15 protein-coding genes are annotated in these 16415 nt (G+C 72.5%); 7 read left to right on the top strand and 8 right to left on the bottom strand.

Translation table 11 applies throughout. From position 1 onward, the window contains the following. Positions 1 to 41: 41 nt before the first annotated feature. On the bottom strand, positions 42 to 782 hold the full coding sequence (locus tag ACIBBH_RS34800) for a L,D-transpeptidase family protein (RefSeq protein ID WP_399411689.1): 741 nt from the start codon (positions 780 to 782) through the stop codon (positions 42 to 44). Between the two features lie 225 nt (positions 783 to 1007). Here ACIBBH_RS34800 and ACIBBH_RS34795 point away from each other — a divergent pair, with 225 nt between their 5' ends. The 4 genes from ACIBBH_RS34795 (at position 1008) to ACIBBH_RS34780 (ending at position 5986) form a co-directional block, all read left to right on the top strand. Continuing rightward, complete coding sequence (locus ACIBBH_RS34795) at positions 1008 to 2894, top strand: ABC transporter transmembrane domain-containing protein (protein ID WP_399411652.1); 1887 nt, start codon at positions 1008 to 1010, stop codon at positions 2892 to 2894. Further along, positions 2891 to 4672 carry an ABC transporter ATP-binding protein gene (locus ACIBBH_RS34790; RefSeq protein WP_399411650.1) on the top strand — a complete coding sequence of 594 codons (1782 nt, stop codon included), beginning with the start codon at positions 2891 to 2893 and terminating at the stop codon, positions 4670 to 4672. Before ACIBBH_RS34795 ends, ACIBBH_RS34790 begins: the two co-directional genes overlap by 4 nt. A 510-nt stretch (positions 4673 to 5182) precedes the next feature. Further along, a complete protein-coding gene (locus tag ACIBBH_RS34785; protein ID WP_399411648.1) occupies positions 5183 to 5653 on the top strand; it encodes a DUF5709 domain-containing protein in 471 nt (156 codons plus the stop codon). A 45-nt stretch (positions 5654 to 5698) separates the two neighbouring features. Next, the gene (locus tag ACIBBH_RS34780; protein WP_399411646.1) at positions 5699 to 5986 is read left to right on the top strand and encodes a type B 50S ribosomal protein L31; all 288 of its coding nucleotides are present in this window, start codon (positions 5699 to 5701) and stop codon (positions 5984 to 5986) included. A 14-nt stretch (positions 5987 to 6000) separates the two neighbouring features. Here the strand turns inward: ACIBBH_RS34780 and ACIBBH_RS34775 are convergent, their stop codons facing one another. After that, on the bottom strand, positions 6001 to 6795 hold the full coding sequence (locus ACIBBH_RS34775; RefSeq protein WP_399411644.1) for a metal-dependent hydrolase: 795 nt from the start codon (positions 6793 to 6795) through the stop codon (positions 6001 to 6003). 145 nt (positions 6796 to 6940) lie between these two features. Between ACIBBH_RS34775 and ACIBBH_RS34770 the strand changes: the two genes are divergently transcribed. Both ACIBBH_RS34770 and ACIBBH_RS34765 read left to right on the top strand, forming a co-directional pair. Further along, positions 6941 to 9454, top strand: a complete 2514-nt coding sequence (locus tag ACIBBH_RS34770; RefSeq protein WP_399411642.1) for a DEAD/DEAH box helicase — start codon at positions 6941 to 6943, stop codon at positions 9452 to 9454. A 19-nt stretch (positions 9455 to 9473) separates the two neighbouring features. Further along, positions 9474 to 10340, top strand: coding sequence for an acyl-CoA thioesterase (locus ACIBBH_RS34765; protein ID WP_399411640.1), 867 nt, complete (start codon positions 9474 to 9476; stop codon positions 10338 to 10340). 7 nt (positions 10341 to 10347) lie between these two features. Here the strand turns inward: ACIBBH_RS34765 and ACIBBH_RS34760 are convergent, their stop codons facing one another. Both ACIBBH_RS34760 and ACIBBH_RS34755 read right to left on the bottom strand, forming a co-directional pair. Continuing rightward, the gene (locus ACIBBH_RS34760; RefSeq protein ID WP_399411638.1) at positions 10348 to 11265 is read right to left on the bottom strand and encodes a DUF6397 family protein; all 918 of its coding nucleotides are present in this window, start codon (positions 11263 to 11265) and stop codon (positions 10348 to 10350) included. 126 nt (positions 11266 to 11391) lie between these two features. Further along, positions 11392 to 11805 carry a roadblock/LC7 domain-containing protein gene (locus ACIBBH_RS34755; RefSeq protein ID WP_399411635.1) on the bottom strand — a complete coding sequence of 138 codons (414 nt, stop codon included), beginning with the start codon at positions 11803 to 11805 and terminating at the stop codon, positions 11392 to 11394. A gap of 91 nt (positions 11806 to 11896) precedes the next feature. On the opposite strand from ACIBBH_RS34755, the gene ACIBBH_RS34750 reads away from it, so the two are divergent. Further along, positions 11897 to 12325 (top strand): PPOX class F420-dependent oxidoreductase, encoded by a 429-nt coding sequence (locus tag ACIBBH_RS34750; RefSeq protein ID WP_399411633.1) that lies wholly within the window; start codon positions 11897 to 11899, stop codon positions 12323 to 12325. Between the two features lie 17 nt (positions 12326 to 12342). Here ACIBBH_RS34750 and ACIBBH_RS34745 read toward each other — a convergent pair whose 3' ends face one another. The 4 genes from ACIBBH_RS34745 to ACIBBH_RS34730 form a co-directional block, all read right to left on the bottom strand. Beyond that, complete coding sequence (locus ACIBBH_RS34745; protein WP_399411631.1) at positions 12343 to 12948, bottom strand: GTP-binding protein; 606 nt, start codon at positions 12946 to 12948, stop codon at positions 12343 to 12345. Positions 12949 to 13019: 71 nt separating this feature from the next. Continuing rightward, on the bottom strand, positions 13020 to 13433 hold the full coding sequence (locus ACIBBH_RS34740; RefSeq protein ID WP_399411629.1) for a DUF742 domain-containing protein: 414 nt from the start codon (positions 13431 to 13433) through the stop codon (positions 13020 to 13022). 22 nt (positions 13434 to 13455) lie between these two features. Next, positions 13456 to 13893, bottom strand: coding sequence for a roadblock/LC7 domain-containing protein (locus tag ACIBBH_RS34735; protein ID WP_399411627.1), 438 nt, complete (start codon positions 13891 to 13893; stop codon positions 13456 to 13458). Then, positions 13890 to 16409, bottom strand: a complete 2520-nt coding sequence (locus ACIBBH_RS34730) for a nitrate- and nitrite sensing domain-containing protein (protein ID WP_399411625.1) — start codon at positions 16407 to 16409, stop codon at positions 13890 to 13892. Before ACIBBH_RS34730 ends, ACIBBH_RS34735 begins: the two co-directional genes overlap by 4 nt. Positions 16410 to 16415: the final 6 nt, after the last annotated feature.

The following is a 16415-nucleotide window of genomic DNA, read 5'->3' as shown; positions in this document are numbered from 1 at the left end:
CTACGGGGAGTTGGGCGTTGCCGCAATGACGCCTCGGCGGATCAGGCTCTCAGATGAGCCCTGTCCCCCATGACGATGACGGGATGCCGGCCCGGGTCGAGCGTGCGCAGCAGGTACTCCATGGCCTCCTGCGAGACGCTGACGCAGGCCGACGTACCGCTGCCGTGGTCCATGTGCAGCCAGATACCGCCGCCCTTCTCCACGCCCTCCGGACGGGTCGGGTCGTCCGGCGGGGTGCCCTTGACACGGTTGTAGTCGATGGCGATGACGTAGTCGAAGTCGTGCCAGTGCGACGCGGGCCATTCGCGCGGAGCCGCGAACGACGCGTCCTGCGTGTACGGCAGTTCGGCACCGGGGTCGTCGAGCACGCCGCCCGCGTCGGACAGCGTGTAGACGCCGACGGGGCTGCGCTCGTCACCCATGTGGTGGCCGGTGGTCCACCCCTTCCTGCCGTTGTGCGCCGGCCAGCTGCGCGTCCGCTCCCAGGCGGTGCCGCGCCGGGTGTACAGCACGAGCGTGGCGGCGGCCGAGTCCTCGCCGCGTCCGTAGACGGCCACCACCTGCCCGGAGTCGGCGGGAATCCGCCCGTGCAGCCGGTCGCCGACGCCCGGTACGCGGGTCGGGTCGACGGTGGCGGGGCGGCCGGCTCCGGACCGGCCGGAGGCTCCCCGCTCGTCCACGGTGCGCGCGCCGTCACCTCCCGCGGAGCCGCACGCGGTCAGGGTCGTCAGCAAGGATCCGAGGGCCGCCACCACGACCGTCACCCGCCACACGCCGTTCATCCGCACCGGACCAGGGTGGCACCACGTACCAGCGGATCGCGGAAGGTTCCGGACATCACCCCCGGATCGGTGGACAACGGATCCGGTGCAGACTCGCCGCGGGACAGCCGGTTCCGTGCGCCCGCCTGGAAAACCGTTTGCTTTTGACCACGCTGCGACGCGAACCTTTCACGGTTTGTTGCCGCCTCTCCCTCCCTGACACGAGCCACTGGGACCTCAATCGTCATGCAGATCCAAGACCTTCCGTATCCCGACCCGGGTGTGCCGGACGCCCGTTCGGGCCCCCGATTCCTGTGGTGGCTGGGGCGGAACCAGCTGGGCGGGCAGGTCAAGTCGCTGGCCTGGGGCCTGCTGCACTTCGTCTCCGTCTCCGCGCTGCCGTTTTGCGTAGGACTCGCCGTGCAGGCCGTCGTCGACCGCTCCGGCAGGCGCCTCGCCCTGACGGGCGCGCTGATGGCGCTGTGCGGGGCGGGCATCGCCGTCGGCGACACCTTCCTGCACCGGGCCGCCGTCACCAACTGGATCACGGCGGCCGCCCGCGTCCAGCAACTGCTGGCCCGCAAGGCCGCGCAACTGGGCTCGGCGCTGACCCGGCGGGTCGCGGCCGGTGAGGTGGTGGCCGTCTCGACGGGGGACGTGGAGAAGATCGGCTGGTTCGTCGAGGCGGTCTCGCGCTTCACCGCGGCAGCGGTGACCGTGGTCGTGGTCTGTGTCGGCCTCCTCGTCTATCAGCCGGCGCTCGGCGTGGTCGTCGCGGTGGGCCTGCCCGTGGTGGCGCTCGCCGTGCTGCCCCTGCTGCCCCGGGCGACCCGGCGCGCCGACGTCCAGCGCGAGAAGGCGGGCCGGGCCACCGAACTCGCCTCGGACACCGTCGCCGGCCTGCGCGTGCTGCGCGGCATCGGCGGCGAGGAACTGTTCCTCGACCGCTACCGCAGCGCCTCCCAGGAGGTACGGCGCGCAGCCGTGCGCAGCGCCCGCATGTGGTCGCTGATCGCCGCGATCCAGGTGCTGCTGCCCGGGCTGCTGCTGATCGCGGTCGTCTGGCACGGCGTCCACCTCGCCCGCCAGGGCCGGATCAGCGTCGGCGAACTGGTCACCGCCTACAGCTCGGTCATGATCCTCGCCTATCCGCTGCGCCACTTCGAAGAGATCGCGATGGCCTACTCCTTCTCCCGCCCGTCGGCCAAACGGGCCGCCCGCGTGCTGTCCCTGGAACGCACCACGGACGCCGGGGGGTCGCGCGCCGAGGCGCCGGGCGGCGACCTGTACGACCCTGCCACCGGACTGCTCGCGCCCGCCGGCCGGTTGACCGCCGTGGTCTGCGGCGACCCGGACGCGGCCGGGCGGCTCGCGGAACGGCTCGGCGGACACCCCGCCGAGCCGGGCCCGTCGGTGCTGCTCGGCGGGGTTCCGCTGGACGAACTGCCCCTCGACGGCGCCCGCACGGCTGTCCTCGTGCAGGACAAGGACCCGGTGCTGCTGTCCGGTTCGCTGCGCGAACTGCTCGACGTGCCCGCGTCCGGCGCCCTCCCGGCGGAGGACGCTCTGGCGGCCGCCCAGTGCGGAGACGTCCTGGAGGCGCTCGCCCAGGGGTCGTTGGACGCCGCCGGCCCGATGGACGCCCGCATCACCGAGCGCGGACGCTCCCTGTCCGGCGGCCAGCGCCAGCGGCTCGCGCTGGCCCGGTCCCTGATCACCGACCCCGAGGTACTGGTCCTGGACGAGCCGACCTCCGCCGTCGACTCCCACACCGAGGCGCGGATCGCGGAAGGGGTACGGCAGCTGCGGGCCGGCCGCACGACGGTGGTGTTCACCTCGTCCCCGCTGCTCCTGGACCGCGCGGACCGGGTCGTCCTCGTGCACGACGGCGAGGTCCTGGCGGTCGGCGTGCACCGGGAACTGGTGCACAGCGAGCCCCGGTACCGGGCGGTCGTGACCCGGGAGACCGACGACGGGGCCGCCCTTCGCGGCACGCCGGCGGAGCACGGCGAAGGTCCGCTCCCGGACGCGCCGGCGGAGCACGGCAAGGACGTCCTGCGGGACGCACTGGAAGCCGACGACGAGGCTGCCGCCCTCCGGGGCGCACTGGAAGAGATCGAGGAGAGCGCATGATCGGCGTCGCGCCACCGGCCTACGACCCGGCGGCCCCGACCACGGCCACCACCCTGCCCGTCGGCGCCGCAGCGACCGTACGCGCCTACGTGGCCGAACTGTTCCGTCGCCACCGCCGGTCCTTCCTCATCCTGATCGCCGTCAACACGGTCGCCGTGGTGGCCTCCATGGCGAGTCCCTATCTGCTGGGCGGACTGGTGGAGCGGGTCTCCGACGGGGCGCGGGAACTGCATCTGGGCCCGACCGCAGGGCTGTTCGTGCTCGCGCTCGTCGTACAGGCCGTGTTCGTCCGCGAAGTACGGCTGCGCGGGGCGATGCTCGGTGAGCGGATGCTGGCCGACCTGCGCGAGGACTTCCTCGTGCGGTCGGTCGGGCTGCCGCCGGGGGTGCTGGAGCGGGCCGGGACCGGCGACCTGCTGTCCCGCATCACCACGGACATCGACCGGCTCGCCAACGCCATGCGCGAGGCCGTGCCGCAGCTGGCGATCGGTGTCGTGTGGGTCGCGCTGCTGCTCGGCGGGCTCGTGGTCACCGCGCCGCCGCTGGCGGCCGCCGTGCTGCTCGCGGTGCCGCTGCTGGTGGCGGGCTGCCGCTGGTACTTCAGGCGGGCGCCGTCCGGCTACCGCTCGGAGGCCGCCGGATACGCCGCCGTGGCCGCCGCGCTCGCCGAGACCGTGGACGCCGGCCGCACCGTCGAGGCCCACCGCCTCAGCGGCCGGCGCATCGCCCTGTCGGAGCGCCGGATCAAGGAATGGACGGCCTGGGAGCGCTACACGCTCTGGCTGCGGTCCGTGCTCTTCCCCGTCATCAACGCCACCCATGTGACGGTCCTCGGTTCGGTCCTCATGGTCGGCGGGGTCTTCGTGCTGCGCGGCTGGATCGGGGTGGGCCAGCTCACCACGGGCGCGCTCATCGCTCAGATGCTCGTCGACCCGGTCAACCTGATCCTGCGCTGGTACGACGAGGTGCAGGTCGCCCAGGTGTCGCTGGCCCGCCTGGTCGGCGTGCGCGACATCGAGCCGGACGCCGGGGACGCCGCGCTGGCCCCGGACGGACGTGACGTGCGCGCGGAGCGGGTGCGCTTCGGCTACCGCGAGGGCGTCGACGTCCTGCGCAAGGTGTCCCTGGAGGTCGCGCCCGGCACCCGGCTGGCCCTGGTCGGACCCTCGGGGGCGGGCAAGTCGACGCTCGGCCGGCTGCTGGCCGGCATCTACGCTCCCCGGGACGGCCGGATCACCCTGGGCGGTGCCGAACTCTCCCGGATGCCCGCCGAGCGGGTCCGCTCGCACGTCGCCCTGGTCAACCAGGAGCACCACGTGTTCGTGGGCTCCCTGCGCGACAACCTCCTGCTGGCCAGCACCGGTGCCACCGACGCCGAGCTGTGGGCGGCGCTGGGCGCGGTCGACGCCGACGGGTGGGCGCGGGCGCTGGACGACGGCCTGGACTCCGAGGTCGGCTCGGGCGGGCTGACGCTCACCCCGGCGCAGGCCCAGCAGATCGCGCTGGCCCGGCTGGTGCTGGCCGACCCGCACACGCTGGTCCTGGACGAGGCGACCTCGCTCCTCGACCCGCGCGCGGCACGTCACCTCGAGCGCTCCCTGGCCCGCGTGCTGGACGGCCGCACCGTGGTCGCCATCGCCCACCGCCTGCACACCGCCCACGACGCCGACGTCATCGCCGTCGTGGAGAACGGCCGCATCAGCGAGCTGGGCAGCCACGACCAGCTGGTCGCGGCGGGCGGCGCGTACGCGGCGCTGTGGCGGTCCTGGCACGGGTGACCCCGCGGGAGGCCGGGCGACCAGGGGCGGGGCCGAAGGGGGCATGCGTCCTCCCGGCAGCCCGACTCGGGGCGGCCGGCGCCGGTCCCGGGCACAGTCCCCGGCTGCCTGACCGGCGGCCGGGCCACGCCTGACCGGGGCGGGGACGCCCGCTCCCGGCATCCGGACGCCGGGCGGGCGGCCCCGGGCCGGGGCCGGGATGCGCGCTCCCCGCGGCAGGCCCCGGAGGGAACGGCGCCGCAGCCGGACAGGGGTGCGCGACCCCGGCGCAGGGCTGTGCGGCAGGTGATGCCGGACAGGTACGGGAGCGTGCACTCTCGGACCAGGGCCCGTGCCGTTGCGCGGTGACGAACCGGGGTGGAAGGCTGGAAACTGGCACCGGCTCGGGGAGCGCCCGGGAACCGCCCGGTTACCGTCCGGTTCGCGCCGGGTGACACCTGTGCCCCGCATCCCGGCGGACCGCCGCCGACCGCGGTGAGAACGGGCCGTGCCCAGCACCTGGAGGTAGCCGTGGACAGCGCCGACGGATGGGGAGATGACGTCTACCAGCCCGATGCGTCCGAGATCCAGGACGACGCGGGACTGCTCGACGCGGAGGACACGCTCGTCGACGACGGTGTCGACGATCCCCTCGACCGCGGCTGGTCCCCTCCCGAGCGGCCGTGGGCGGTGGAGCACGCGGGCGTGACGGCGGCCGAGCGCCGGCAGGGCGAGACCCTGGACGAGCGCCTCGCCGAGGAGCTGCCCGACCTCGTCGCCCCCGACGGCGACGGCATCGGCGACAGCCAGGACACCGACGGCGAACCCCTGGACAAGGAGGTCGGTGCCCTGCGCTCCGGCCGCCTCGTGGCCCCCGACGAAGGGGCGCACGAGGACGAGGAAGCCGCTCTCGTCGCCACCGACGTCGGCATCGACGGCGCGGCCGCCTCCGCCGAGGAGGCCGCGGTGCACATCGTGGACGAGGACTCCCTGTACGGCTGACCCCGACGCCGCCCGCCCGCCGACCGCCCCGTACGAGGAGCCGCCATGCAGCAGGACAAGCACCCCGGCTACCACCCGGTCGTCTTCCGGGACCGCGCCGCCGGATACGCCTTCCTGACCCGGTCCACCGCGACCAGCGAGCAGACCATCGAGTGGGACGACGGGGAGACGTACCCGGTCGTCGATGTGGAGATCTCCTCGGAGAGCCACCCCTTCTACACGGGCAAGGCGCGCACGGTCGACACGGAGGGCCGCATCGCCCGGTTCGAGCGCCGGTACGGTGGGGCGGACTCCGGGGAGTCCGCCTCCGGCGGGGGCGACGAGACGGCCTGAGCCCGGCCCGTCCGTCAGATGACGTTGAGCGCGGCCGCGCAGCCCACTCCGCCGAGCAGCATGAACGTCGGCATGAGAACCTTCAGCTCGACCCAGCTGCCCGCCCGGAACCGCATCGCCTTCGGCGGACCCAGCGGGTACCAGCGCTTGCGGCCCACGGGGATCGGCCACAGGATCGGGCAGCCCGAGACGGTCAGCGCGTCCCCGATGTCGTGCACCAGCGCCCCCAGCACGACGGGCAGCCCCAGCCACAGGTACTCCTGCCCGGGCGCGGTGAACAGCCAGTGGGAGCCGTTGCCCGGCTTGTCCAGGATGCCGGCGAGGATCCATGCGCTGGTCGCGGCCAGCAGCCAGACCAGGACGTCGCTGCTTGACCCCCGGGCCGCCCGCCACAGCAGGCCCTCGATCGCCAGCACCATGTGTGCGAACAGGATCGCCAGCACCGCCCAGCGGCCCCCGGTGATCGCCGCGGCGGAGCACCCCGCGCCGATCAGGACCGCCCACAGCCAGGTGTGCGTCAGCGTGCGGTGCCCGCCGGAGCGCCGCGGGTCGCCCTGCTTCCTGGTCGCCTTGTAGACGGCGTACGACAGCTTGTCCACGATCTCGCAGATCCAGCGCGACAGCGGTCCGAAGGCGCGCGAGATGGTGGCCGCCTTGTGGTCGAGGTCGGGGGCGAGCGCGGCGCCGGCGCAGATCAGCGCGCCGACCAGAAGCACCGGCCAGGGCATCGGGTGCCCGGCCGCGGCGGCGGCCGCTCCGACGCCGAGCCAGGCGGCGGCCCCCGACAGTGAGTGTGCTGGTCCCATCATGGCCGTTGCCCGCCCCATTCCTCATATGCCGCTGTCCAGTTGACCGGGTGCGTTGACGCTCCGTCGGCGACACAGCGTAGCTGCCGTGATCTTCGGGCCCGCAGCCGATTCCCCCATCGGCGGGGAGGCCAGGCAAGATGGGTGCGTGACCCTCATCGATCAGCTGCCGCCGACCGCCGACCCCGACGCACTCTACGAAGCCTTCGAGTCGTGGGCCCAGGAGCGCGGTCTCACGCTCTACCCCCACCAGGAGGAGGCGCTGATCGAGGTGGTCTCGGGTGCGAACGTGATCGTGTCGACACCCACCGGCTCGGGCAAGTCCATGATCGCCGCGGGCGCGCACTTCGCCGCGCTGGCCCGGGACGAGGTCACCTTCTACACGGCCCCGATCAAGGCGCTGGTGTCGGAGAAGTTCTTCGAGCTGTGCAAGCTCTTCGGCACCGAGAACGTCGGCATGCTCACCGGCGACGCCTCGGTGAACGCCGACGCGCCCGTCATCTGCTGCACCGCCGAGGTGCTCGCGTCCATCGCGCTGCGCGACGGCAAGGCCGCGGACGTCGGCCAGGTCGTCATGGACGAGTTCCACTTCTATGCGGAGGGTGACCGCGGCTGGGCTTGGCAGATCCCGCTGCTCGAACTGCCCCAGGCCCAGTTCGTCCTGATGTCGGCCACGCTCGGTGACGTCTCGTTCTTCGAGAAGGACCTCACCCGCCGCACCGGCCGTCCCACCTCGGTGGTCCGCTCGGCGACCCGCCCGGTCCCCCTCTCCTACGAGTACAGGCTCACCCCGCTCACGGAGACGCTCACCGACCTGCTGGAGACGAAGCAGGCGCCCGTCTACATCGTGCACTTCACCCAGGCGCAGGCCGTGGAGCGGGCGCAGGCGCTGATGAGCATCAACATGTGCTCGCGCGAGGAGAAGGACCGGATCGCCGAGCTGATCGGCAACTTCCGCTTCACCACCAAGTTCGGCCGCAACCTCTCCCGGTACGTGCGGCACGGCATCGGCGTCCATCACGCCGGCATGCTGCCCAAGTACCGGCGCCTGGTGGAGAAGCTGGCGCAGGCCGGTCTGCTGAAGGTCATCTGCGGCACGGACACCCTCGGCGTCGGTGTCAACGTGCCCATCCGCACGGTGCTGTTCACGGCTCTGACCAAGTACGACGGCAGCCGCGTGCGCACCCTGCGTGCCCGTGAGTTCCACCAGATCGCGGGCCGGGCCGGCCGGGCCGGCTTCGACACGGCCGGTCTCGTGGTCGCGCAGGCGCCCGAGCACGTCATCGAGAACGAGAAGGCCCTCGCCAAGGCGGGCGACGACCCGAAGAAGCGCCGCAAGGTGGTCCGCAAGAAGGCGCCCGAGGGCTTCGTCGGCTGGACGGAGAACACCTTCGAGAAGCTGATCACCTCCGAGCCGGAGCCGCTGACGTCCCGGTTCCGGGTGACGCACACGATGCTGTTGTCGGTGATCGCCCGGCCCGGCAACGCTTTCGAGGCGATGCGCCACCTGCTGGAGGACAACCACGAGCCGCGCAAGCAGCAGCTCAGGCACATCCGGCGCGCGATCGCCATCTACCGCTCGCTGCTGGACGGCGGCATCGTCGAGAAGCTGGACCAGCCGGACCCAACGGGCCGCATCGTCCGCCTCACGGTCGACCTCCAGCAGGACTTCGCGCTCAACCAGCCGCTGTCCACGTTCGCGCTCGCCGCGTTCGAACTGCTGGACCCGGAGTCGCCGTCCTACGCCCTGGACATGCTGTCGGTCGTGGAGTCCACCCTGGACGACCCGCGGCAGATCCTCGTCGCCCAGCAGAACAAGGCGCGCGGTGAGGCCGTGGCCGCGATGAAGGCGGACGGCGTCGAGTACGAGGAGCGCATGGAGCGTCTCCAGGACATCACCTACCCGAAGCCACTGGAAGAGCTCCTCTTCCATGCGTACAACACCTACCGCAAGAGCCACCCCTGGGTCGGCGACCATCCGCTGTCGCCGAAGTCCGTCGTCCGCGACATGTACGAACGGGCGCTGTCCTTCACGGAGTTGGTTTCCTTCTACGAGCTGGCCCGCACCGAGGGCATCGTGCTGCGCTACCTCGCCAGCGCCTACAAGACCCTGGACCACACCATTCCGGACGACCTCAAGTCGGAGGATCTGCAGGACCTGATCGAATGGCTCGGCGAGATGGTGCGCCAGGTCGACTCCAGCCTGCTGGACGAGTGGGAGCAGCTGGCCAACCCGGAGGAGATGACCGCCGAGGAGGCCCAGGAGAAGGCCGACGAGGTCAAGCCGGTCACCACCAACGCGCGTGCCTTCCGGGTGCTGGTCCGCAACGCGATGTTCCGCCGCGTGGAGCTCGCCGCCCTCGACCAGGTCGACGAACTGGGCGAGCTGGACGCCGAGTCCGGCTGGGACGCGCAGGCCTGGGGCGAGGCGATGGACACGTACTGGGACGAGTACGACGACCTCGGCACCGGTCCCGACGCCCGCGGTCCCAAGCTGCTGGTGATCCAGGAGGAGCCGCAGAACGGACTCTGGCGCGTCCGCCAGATCTTCGACGACCCCAAGGGCGACCACGACTGGGGCATCAGCGCGGAGGTCGACCTCGCGGCCTCCGACGCGGAGGGCCGTGCGGTCGTCCGCGTCACCGACGTCGGCCAGCTGTGAGCACAGGAGCATCCCACCCATGACGAATCCGGCCGAGAGGCTCGTCGACCTGCTCGACCTGGAGCAGATCGAGGTCAACATATTCCGTGGCCTGAGCCCGCAGGAATCCCTCCAGCGGGTCTTCGGCGGCCAGGTGGCGGGCCAGGCACTGGTCGCCGCCGGGCGCACCACGGAGAGCGACCGCCCGGTGCACTCGCTGCACGCGTACTTCCTGCGCCCGGGCCGCCCGGGCGTGCCGATCGTGTACCAGGTGGAACGGGTCCGGGACGGGCGGTCGTTCACGACCCGCCGGGTCACCGCCGTGCAGCAGGGCCGCACGATCTTCAATCTCACCGCCTCCTTTCACAAGCCTGAGGAAGGACCTTTCGAGCACCAGCTGCCGCCGGCCCGCGAGGTGCCGGACCCGGAATCACTGCCGACGGTCACGGAGGAGATCCGCAAGCACCTGGGCGCACTGCCCGAGCAACTGGAGCGGATGGCGCGCCGCCAGCCCTTCGACATCCGTTACGCCGAACGGCTCCGCTGGAACGCCGAGGAGGTCAAGGACGCCGAGCCGCGCAGCGCGGTGTGGATGCGCGCGGTCGGTCCACTGGGCGACGATCCGCTGGTGCACACCTGCGCGCTCACCTACGCCAGCGACATGACCCTGCTGGACGCGGTCCGCATTCCGGTCGAACCGCTGTGGGGTCCGCGGAACTTCGACATGGCATCGCTCGACCACGCGATGTGGTTCCACCGGCCGTTCCGCGCGGACGAGTGGTTCCTGTACGACCAGGAGTCCCCGATCGCGACGGGCGGCCGTGGTCTGGCCCGCGGGCGGATCTACGACCTGCGGGGGCGTCTGCTCGTGTCGGTCGTCCAGGAGGGGCTGTTCAGGGCGTTGTAGTCGCTGCTCAGTGTCCTGCGGGCCGGGGACTTCTGCGGAGCAGCCGGCCCAGCAGTCCGCGTGACGGCTCCTGCTGGGGCGCGGGTGGGGCCCGGTGTGCTGCGGGCGCCGGGTGTGATGCGGGCGTGGCATGGCGCGGTGCGGGACGCGGAGCGGGCCGGTGTGCGCGCGCCTCCCGCACCGCCCGTGCCAGGTCGCTGCGGAGCCGGCCGATCTCGTCCGGGTCGTCCGCCGTCATGATCCGCTCGGCGAGGTCCGCGGAGGGCGAGCCGGGGGCGCCAAGGGCGGGCGGCCCCGGCCGGAACCGGTTCACATGGGCGCGTTCGTAGGGGTCCTCGACGACGTCAGCGATGTGGACGGGGTCGAGGAAGGCGGCCACGGCCCCGGCGCGCTCCCATGGATCGCCGGCCTGCCGCAGCAGGAATCCGAGGTGACGTCCGCGCCAGGTACGGCCGCGCAGATCCAGGCCCTCCCCCAGCCGGTCGCGCAGCGCCTCGGGCGTACGCCCGGTCAGCAGGAGGGAGTTGCGCTCGTCCGCCGCGAACTGCCGCAGCTCCTCGGCCAGATAGAGCCAGACGACGGCTCGGTAACGGTTGAGGTATAAGTTCACCGGCACCACCAGGCCGAGGCGCGCGAGGCGGGTGAACCTGGTGGGCGGCACCTCCATGAGGGCCGCGCCCTGCGTGGTGCCCACGGCCCTCACACTCTCCCGGAGTGATTCCGGGAATCCGTCCTGGCCGCGCAGACGCTCGATCTCGGCACGGTCGACACGGCGGCCCCCGCCACCTCCCTCGTCGGGTACGGTCCGGATCCGTCCGAGGTGTACGGCGAGGTCGAACTCGCCGCGCTTGAGCCCGAGTTCACGAGCGGCACGGCTCGGCGCGTAGGTCAGTTGGCGAGGTGCCGCGACGGTGTTGCCCGACATGGTCGTCTCCCCCGTGGAGTCGATGGCTCACGCCGTCTGCGCTCGCCGTGAAAAAAACCGTAACCGGTTGGGCGAATCTCGTGGCGGGCCTGTGGATAACTCCATGGGGAACGATGAATGTGCAGGTCAGATGTCTTTCGCGGGTGAGCGCTCGGGGTGTCGGGCGTCCACGCCGAGGTGTTCGCCGACCCGGTTGACGAGCAGCGTCATCTCGTAGGCGATCTGGCCGATGTCGGCCTCCGCGCCGCTGAACACACACAGGCAGCTGCCACTGCCGGCGGCGGTGACGAAGAGCACGGCGTCGTCGTACTCGATCATCGTCTGGCGCACCGTGCCCGCGCCGAAGTGGCGTCCCGAACCCTTGGCCAGGCTGTTCAGTCCGGACGCGACGGCGGCGAGATGCTCCGCGTCCTCGCGGCGGAGGCCGGTGCTCGCGCCCGTCACCAGGCCGTCGTTCGACAGGACCAGCGCGTGCCGTACGTGTTCCACGCGCTCGGTCAGGTCGTCCAGGAGCCACCCGAGTCCCTGGTTCTGCGCCATCTTCCGTCTCCCCGTGTGATGTCTCCCCCTGGCTGGAGGAACTCCCGCCAGCCTTCCCCACGGCCGCCGTCCGGGCAAGGAGGATGGGGGCATGGCACAGAAGATGACCGACGAGGAATGGCGGGCGTTCGTCTCCGAGGGCACCCGCACCGGCAAGCTGTCCTCCGTGCGGGCCGACGGCAGTCCGCACGTGGCACCGATCTGGTTCCTGCTGGACGGCGACGAGGTGGTGTTCAACACCGGCAAGGAGACCGTGAAGGGGCGCAATCTCGCCCGTGACGGACGGGTCGCGCTGTGCGTGGACGACGACCGGCCACCCTTCCACTTCGTGGTGCTCAACGGCCGCGCCCGGCTGTCCGAGGATCTCGGCGAGGTCCGGCACTGGGCGACCCGGATCGCCGCGCGGTACATGGGCGAAGAACGAGCCGAGGAGTACGGCGCCCGCAACGGCGTTCCCGGCGAACTCCTCGTCCGCGTCCGCGTCGACCAGGTGGTGGCGGTGAAGGACCTGGCGGACTGAGGACCGCCGTCCGCCGGTCAGCCCACCGAGTCGAGCAGCCGGGCGGTGTGCATCCGCCCGGCGTACTCGACGAGACGGATCAGCACCTCCTTTCCCGAGTCCCGGTCGCGGGCGTCGCACAGGACCACGGGTGTTCCCCGGTCGAGGTCGAGGGCGCGGCAGACGTCGTGGACGCCGTAGGTGCGTGCGCCGGCGAAGCAGTTCACGGCCACGACGAACGGGATGTGGCGGTGCTCGAAGTAGTCCACCGCGGGGAAGCAGTCCTCCAGCCGCCGGGTGTCCGCGAGGACCACGGCTCCGAGGGCGCCCTGCGACAACTCGTCCCACAGGAACCAGAACCGGTCCTGGCCCGGAGTGCCGAAGAGGTACAGGGACAGGCCGGAGCGGATGGTGATGCGTCCGAAGTCCATGGCCACGGTCGTGGTGACCTTCTGGTCCACACCGTCGGTGTCGTCGACCAACTGCCCGGCCTCGCTGAGCAGTTCCTCGGTACGCAGCGGACGGATCTCGCTGACCGCGCCGACCAGGGTGGTCTTGCCCACGCCGAATCCGCCGGCGACCAGAATCTTCAGCGCCAGGGCGGACGTCTCGCCGTCCGTGGTGTCGGAGTACTCGGAGACCATGATCACTTCTCTCGGGAGTGCGGGTTGCGGTCGACGGGGCGGCGTGGTTCCGGTGGGTGGTGAACGGTCATCTACAGCGCCCGCAGTCCCGCGATGACCTCGCGCAGAATCCGTTCGTCGGGCAACTGCGCGGGAGGCACCGGACGGCTGACCGTGACGCAGCCCAGGTCCAGCAGGTCGCCCAGCAGGACCCTGACCACCCCCACGGGGAGGTCCGCGCCGGCGGCGAGTTCGGCGACCGACTGGGTTTCCGTGCGGCACAGGTCGACCAGCGCTTGGTGCTCGGGCCCGAGCGCGGGGTCGCCGTCCGTCAGAAGGCCGCCGGGGTCGAGCGTGACGAGTGCGATCAGGTCGAAGCACACTCCGGTGGGGCCGGGTCTGGTGCGGCCGCCGGTCATGGCATACGGGCGGACCAGAGGCCCGGCCTCGCCGTCGTACCACTGGCTGCCCTGCTCCCGCGGGGCGCCTGTGCCGTCCTCGGTCATGGGTGCCGACCGCCCTCTCGGCTCATCCGGCGGCAGGCGGTCGCGCGGCGACCCGGGGGGCCGTGTAGAGGTGCTCGCCGACCCGCTTGACCAGCCGGGCCATCTCATACGCGACGAGTCCGATGTCGGCGGTGACGGCGGTGAGGACGGCGAGGCACGAGCCGTCTCCGGCGGCGGCCACGAAGAGGAAGGCGTCGTCCATCTCCACCATGGTCTGACGGACACCTCCGACTCCGAAGTGCCGTCCGGTGCCCTTGGCGAGGCTGTGGAAGCCGGAGGCCACGGCGGCGAGGTGCTCGGCGTCCGCGCGCTCGAGGCCGGTCGAGGCGCCCACGGCCAGGCCGTCGTTGGACAGCACCACGGCGTGCCGTACGTCGCTCACGCGGGTCACCAGGTCGTCCAGCAGCCAGTCGAGTTCGCCGGATCGCTGGGCGGCCCTCATGCTCGAGTCCTGGATCATGCGGGGTCTCCTTCACTGCGGTCGCTGCCCGCTTCGGTGGCCGGGGTGGCATCACGGCCGGGTTGCCTGCCGCCGCCGCGCGTCCAGCCGTCGCGGTAGGCCGCCATGCGGTCCCTGACCAGTTCGGGGGTGCGGTGGTCGTCGCTCCGCGCGTCCGGTGCCGAGGGCGGCTCCTCCGGGCGGTGTTGGCGCAGTTGGGGCGCCAGACTCGCCTGCCGTACCCGGCGCGGGAGGTCGTCGGAGCCCTCGGAGTCGTTCGGTGGGCGGTGCAGCCGCAAGGTGGTGACTCCCGGGGGTGGGGTTTCGGTCGCGGGTTCCGCCGACGGCCGGGCGGTGGCCGCGAGGGCGGGCCGGTCGGCGGATGCGGCCACGGCCTCCTGGGGCGAGCGGGCGCCGGGCACGCGCGCGTACGCCTGCCGCTCGGCGCGCTCCGGCTCCGCCGCCGCACGGGCGGCGGGTTCCGCCGGGCCGCTGTGCAGCAGGGCTGTGGGCAGCAGGACCACGGCGGTGGTGCCGCCGAAGGGCGAGGTCCGCAGGTGCACCTTGATGCTGTGGCGTGCGGCGAGCCTGCTGACCACGAAGAGGCCCAGGCGATCGCTGTCGAACAGGTCGAGCGCCTCGGACTGCCCGATGCGCCGATTGGCCTCGGTGAGGGTTTCCGGGCCCATGCCCAGGCCGCGGTCCTCGATCTCCAGTGCGTAGCCGTTGCCCACGGGTTCGCCGGTGACGCGTACACGCGTGTGGGGTGGTGAGAACTGGGCGGCGTTCTCGACGAGTTCGGCCAGCAGGTGAGTGAGGTCGGCGACGGCGGCGCCGACGACGGACGCCTCGGGGAGCTGCCGTACCTCCACGCGCGCGTAGTCCTCGACTTCGGAGACGGCGGCGCGGACCACGTTGGTGAGGGACACGGGCATGCGCCAGGCCCGGCCGGGTGCCGCCCCGGAGAGGATGATCAGGCTCTCCGCGTGGCGTCGCATCCGGGTCGTGAGGTGGTCGAGCCGGAAGAGGTCGCCGAGCTCGTTGGGGTCCTCGGAGCGGCGTTCCATGCTGTCGAGCAGGCTCAGCTGGCGGTGCACCAGGACCTGGCTGCGGCGGGCGAGGTTGACGAAGACCCCGGAGATGCCGCTGGCGAGCTCGGCGCGCTCGACGGCGGCCCGCAGGGCGGCCCGGTGCACGGTGCCGAGGGCCTCGGCGACCTGGCCGGTCTCGTCCTCCGCCGGCGGTCCCGGCGGTGCCTCCGCCCGGATGTCGATCTCCTCCCCGGCGCGCAGTCTCTCCATCGCCTCGGGAAGTTTGCGGCGGGCGATCTCCAGGGCGTCGTTGCGCAGGCTGACCAGTTCGACGACGAGGGCGCGTCCGATGCGTACGGAGATGACGAGCGAGGCGGCGACGGCGGCGAGGCCGAAAAGGACGGCGGCGCCGGCCGGGGTGAGCAGGCCTCGGGTGTACGGGTCGGCCCGGCCGGCGACGGCACCGGCCGCTTCCGCTCCGACGGCCCGCATTCCGTCCCGCACGCGCGCGTGGGCCGTCTCCCAGGTGGCCGCGGGGGCCGCGTCGACCGCGCGGGTGCCCGTGTCCGCGGCGAGCACCTTGTCCTCGACGGTGCCCACGGCGGTGTAGGCGGCGCTCTCGGCGAGGCCGCGCCAGGCGGCGCGCTGGGCGCCGGGCAGGTCGGCGACGGCGGTCTCGGTGAGCGTGCGGCGCGTGTCGACGGCGCCGGTGAACAGCCGTAGCCGCTCGCCCGCGAGGCCGCCGGCGAGACGGGCCCCGGCGAGCACCGCGTCCTCCTGCGCCAGCGCTTCCTGCGCGCGGGAGAACTCCAGCACCACACGTGCGTCGGAACCCAGGTCGGCCTGCTGGATGCCGGTGAGGGCGCCGTCCACTTCGAAGGCGGTGGCGATGGTCCGCGTGTACTGCCCGTACGCCTCGTCCCAGCCGGCGCGGCGGTCGAGCACCGCCGTACGCAATGTGCGCAGACGCTCGGCCCCGGTGACGAAGGTCTCCAGGCGCTGCGCGACACCGGAGGGCAGTTCCTCGCTGTCGGCCACGGTGTGGTCGTCGCCCAGCCGTAGCCGGGCCACGGCCCGGTCGGTGCGGGCGGCGAGGCCACGGAGGTCGCCGCCCTGTCCGGCGGCCGGGTCGGAGGCGTGGCGCACCGCGGCCGTGCGCTCGGCCTGCAGTGCGGTGACGGCGCGGGCGAGCGGAGCACGCAGTTCGGCGTCCACCCGCTGCGACTGGCGCAGCCGGGACACGTCCTGGGCGGTGCTGACGGTGGCGTACGCCCACAGGGCGAGCAGGGAGACGACGGGCACCATCAGCAGGCAGACGACCTTGGCCCGCACGGTCCGGGGCCGGATCCGGCGGCGTCCCGCGCGCGCGGGCGCGTCGTCGGGGGCCGGGCCGGCGGTGTCGTCGGTGCCTTCATCGGCGGGTGGTCCGGCATGTGCGCGACGGCCGCGCACGGGCGGCGGGGACGGCGTCCTGGCGCCTGCTGTGGTCCTACGCGGTGTACGCATGGCCTC

It is taken from the genome of Streptomyces sp. NPDC051636, from assembly GCF_044453765.1.
GTDB lineage: Bacteria > Actinomycetota > Actinomycetes > Streptomycetales > Streptomycetaceae > Streptomyces.
Note: the sequence above shows the minus strand (reverse complement) of the source record. Positions and strands in the feature narration are given on the sequence as shown.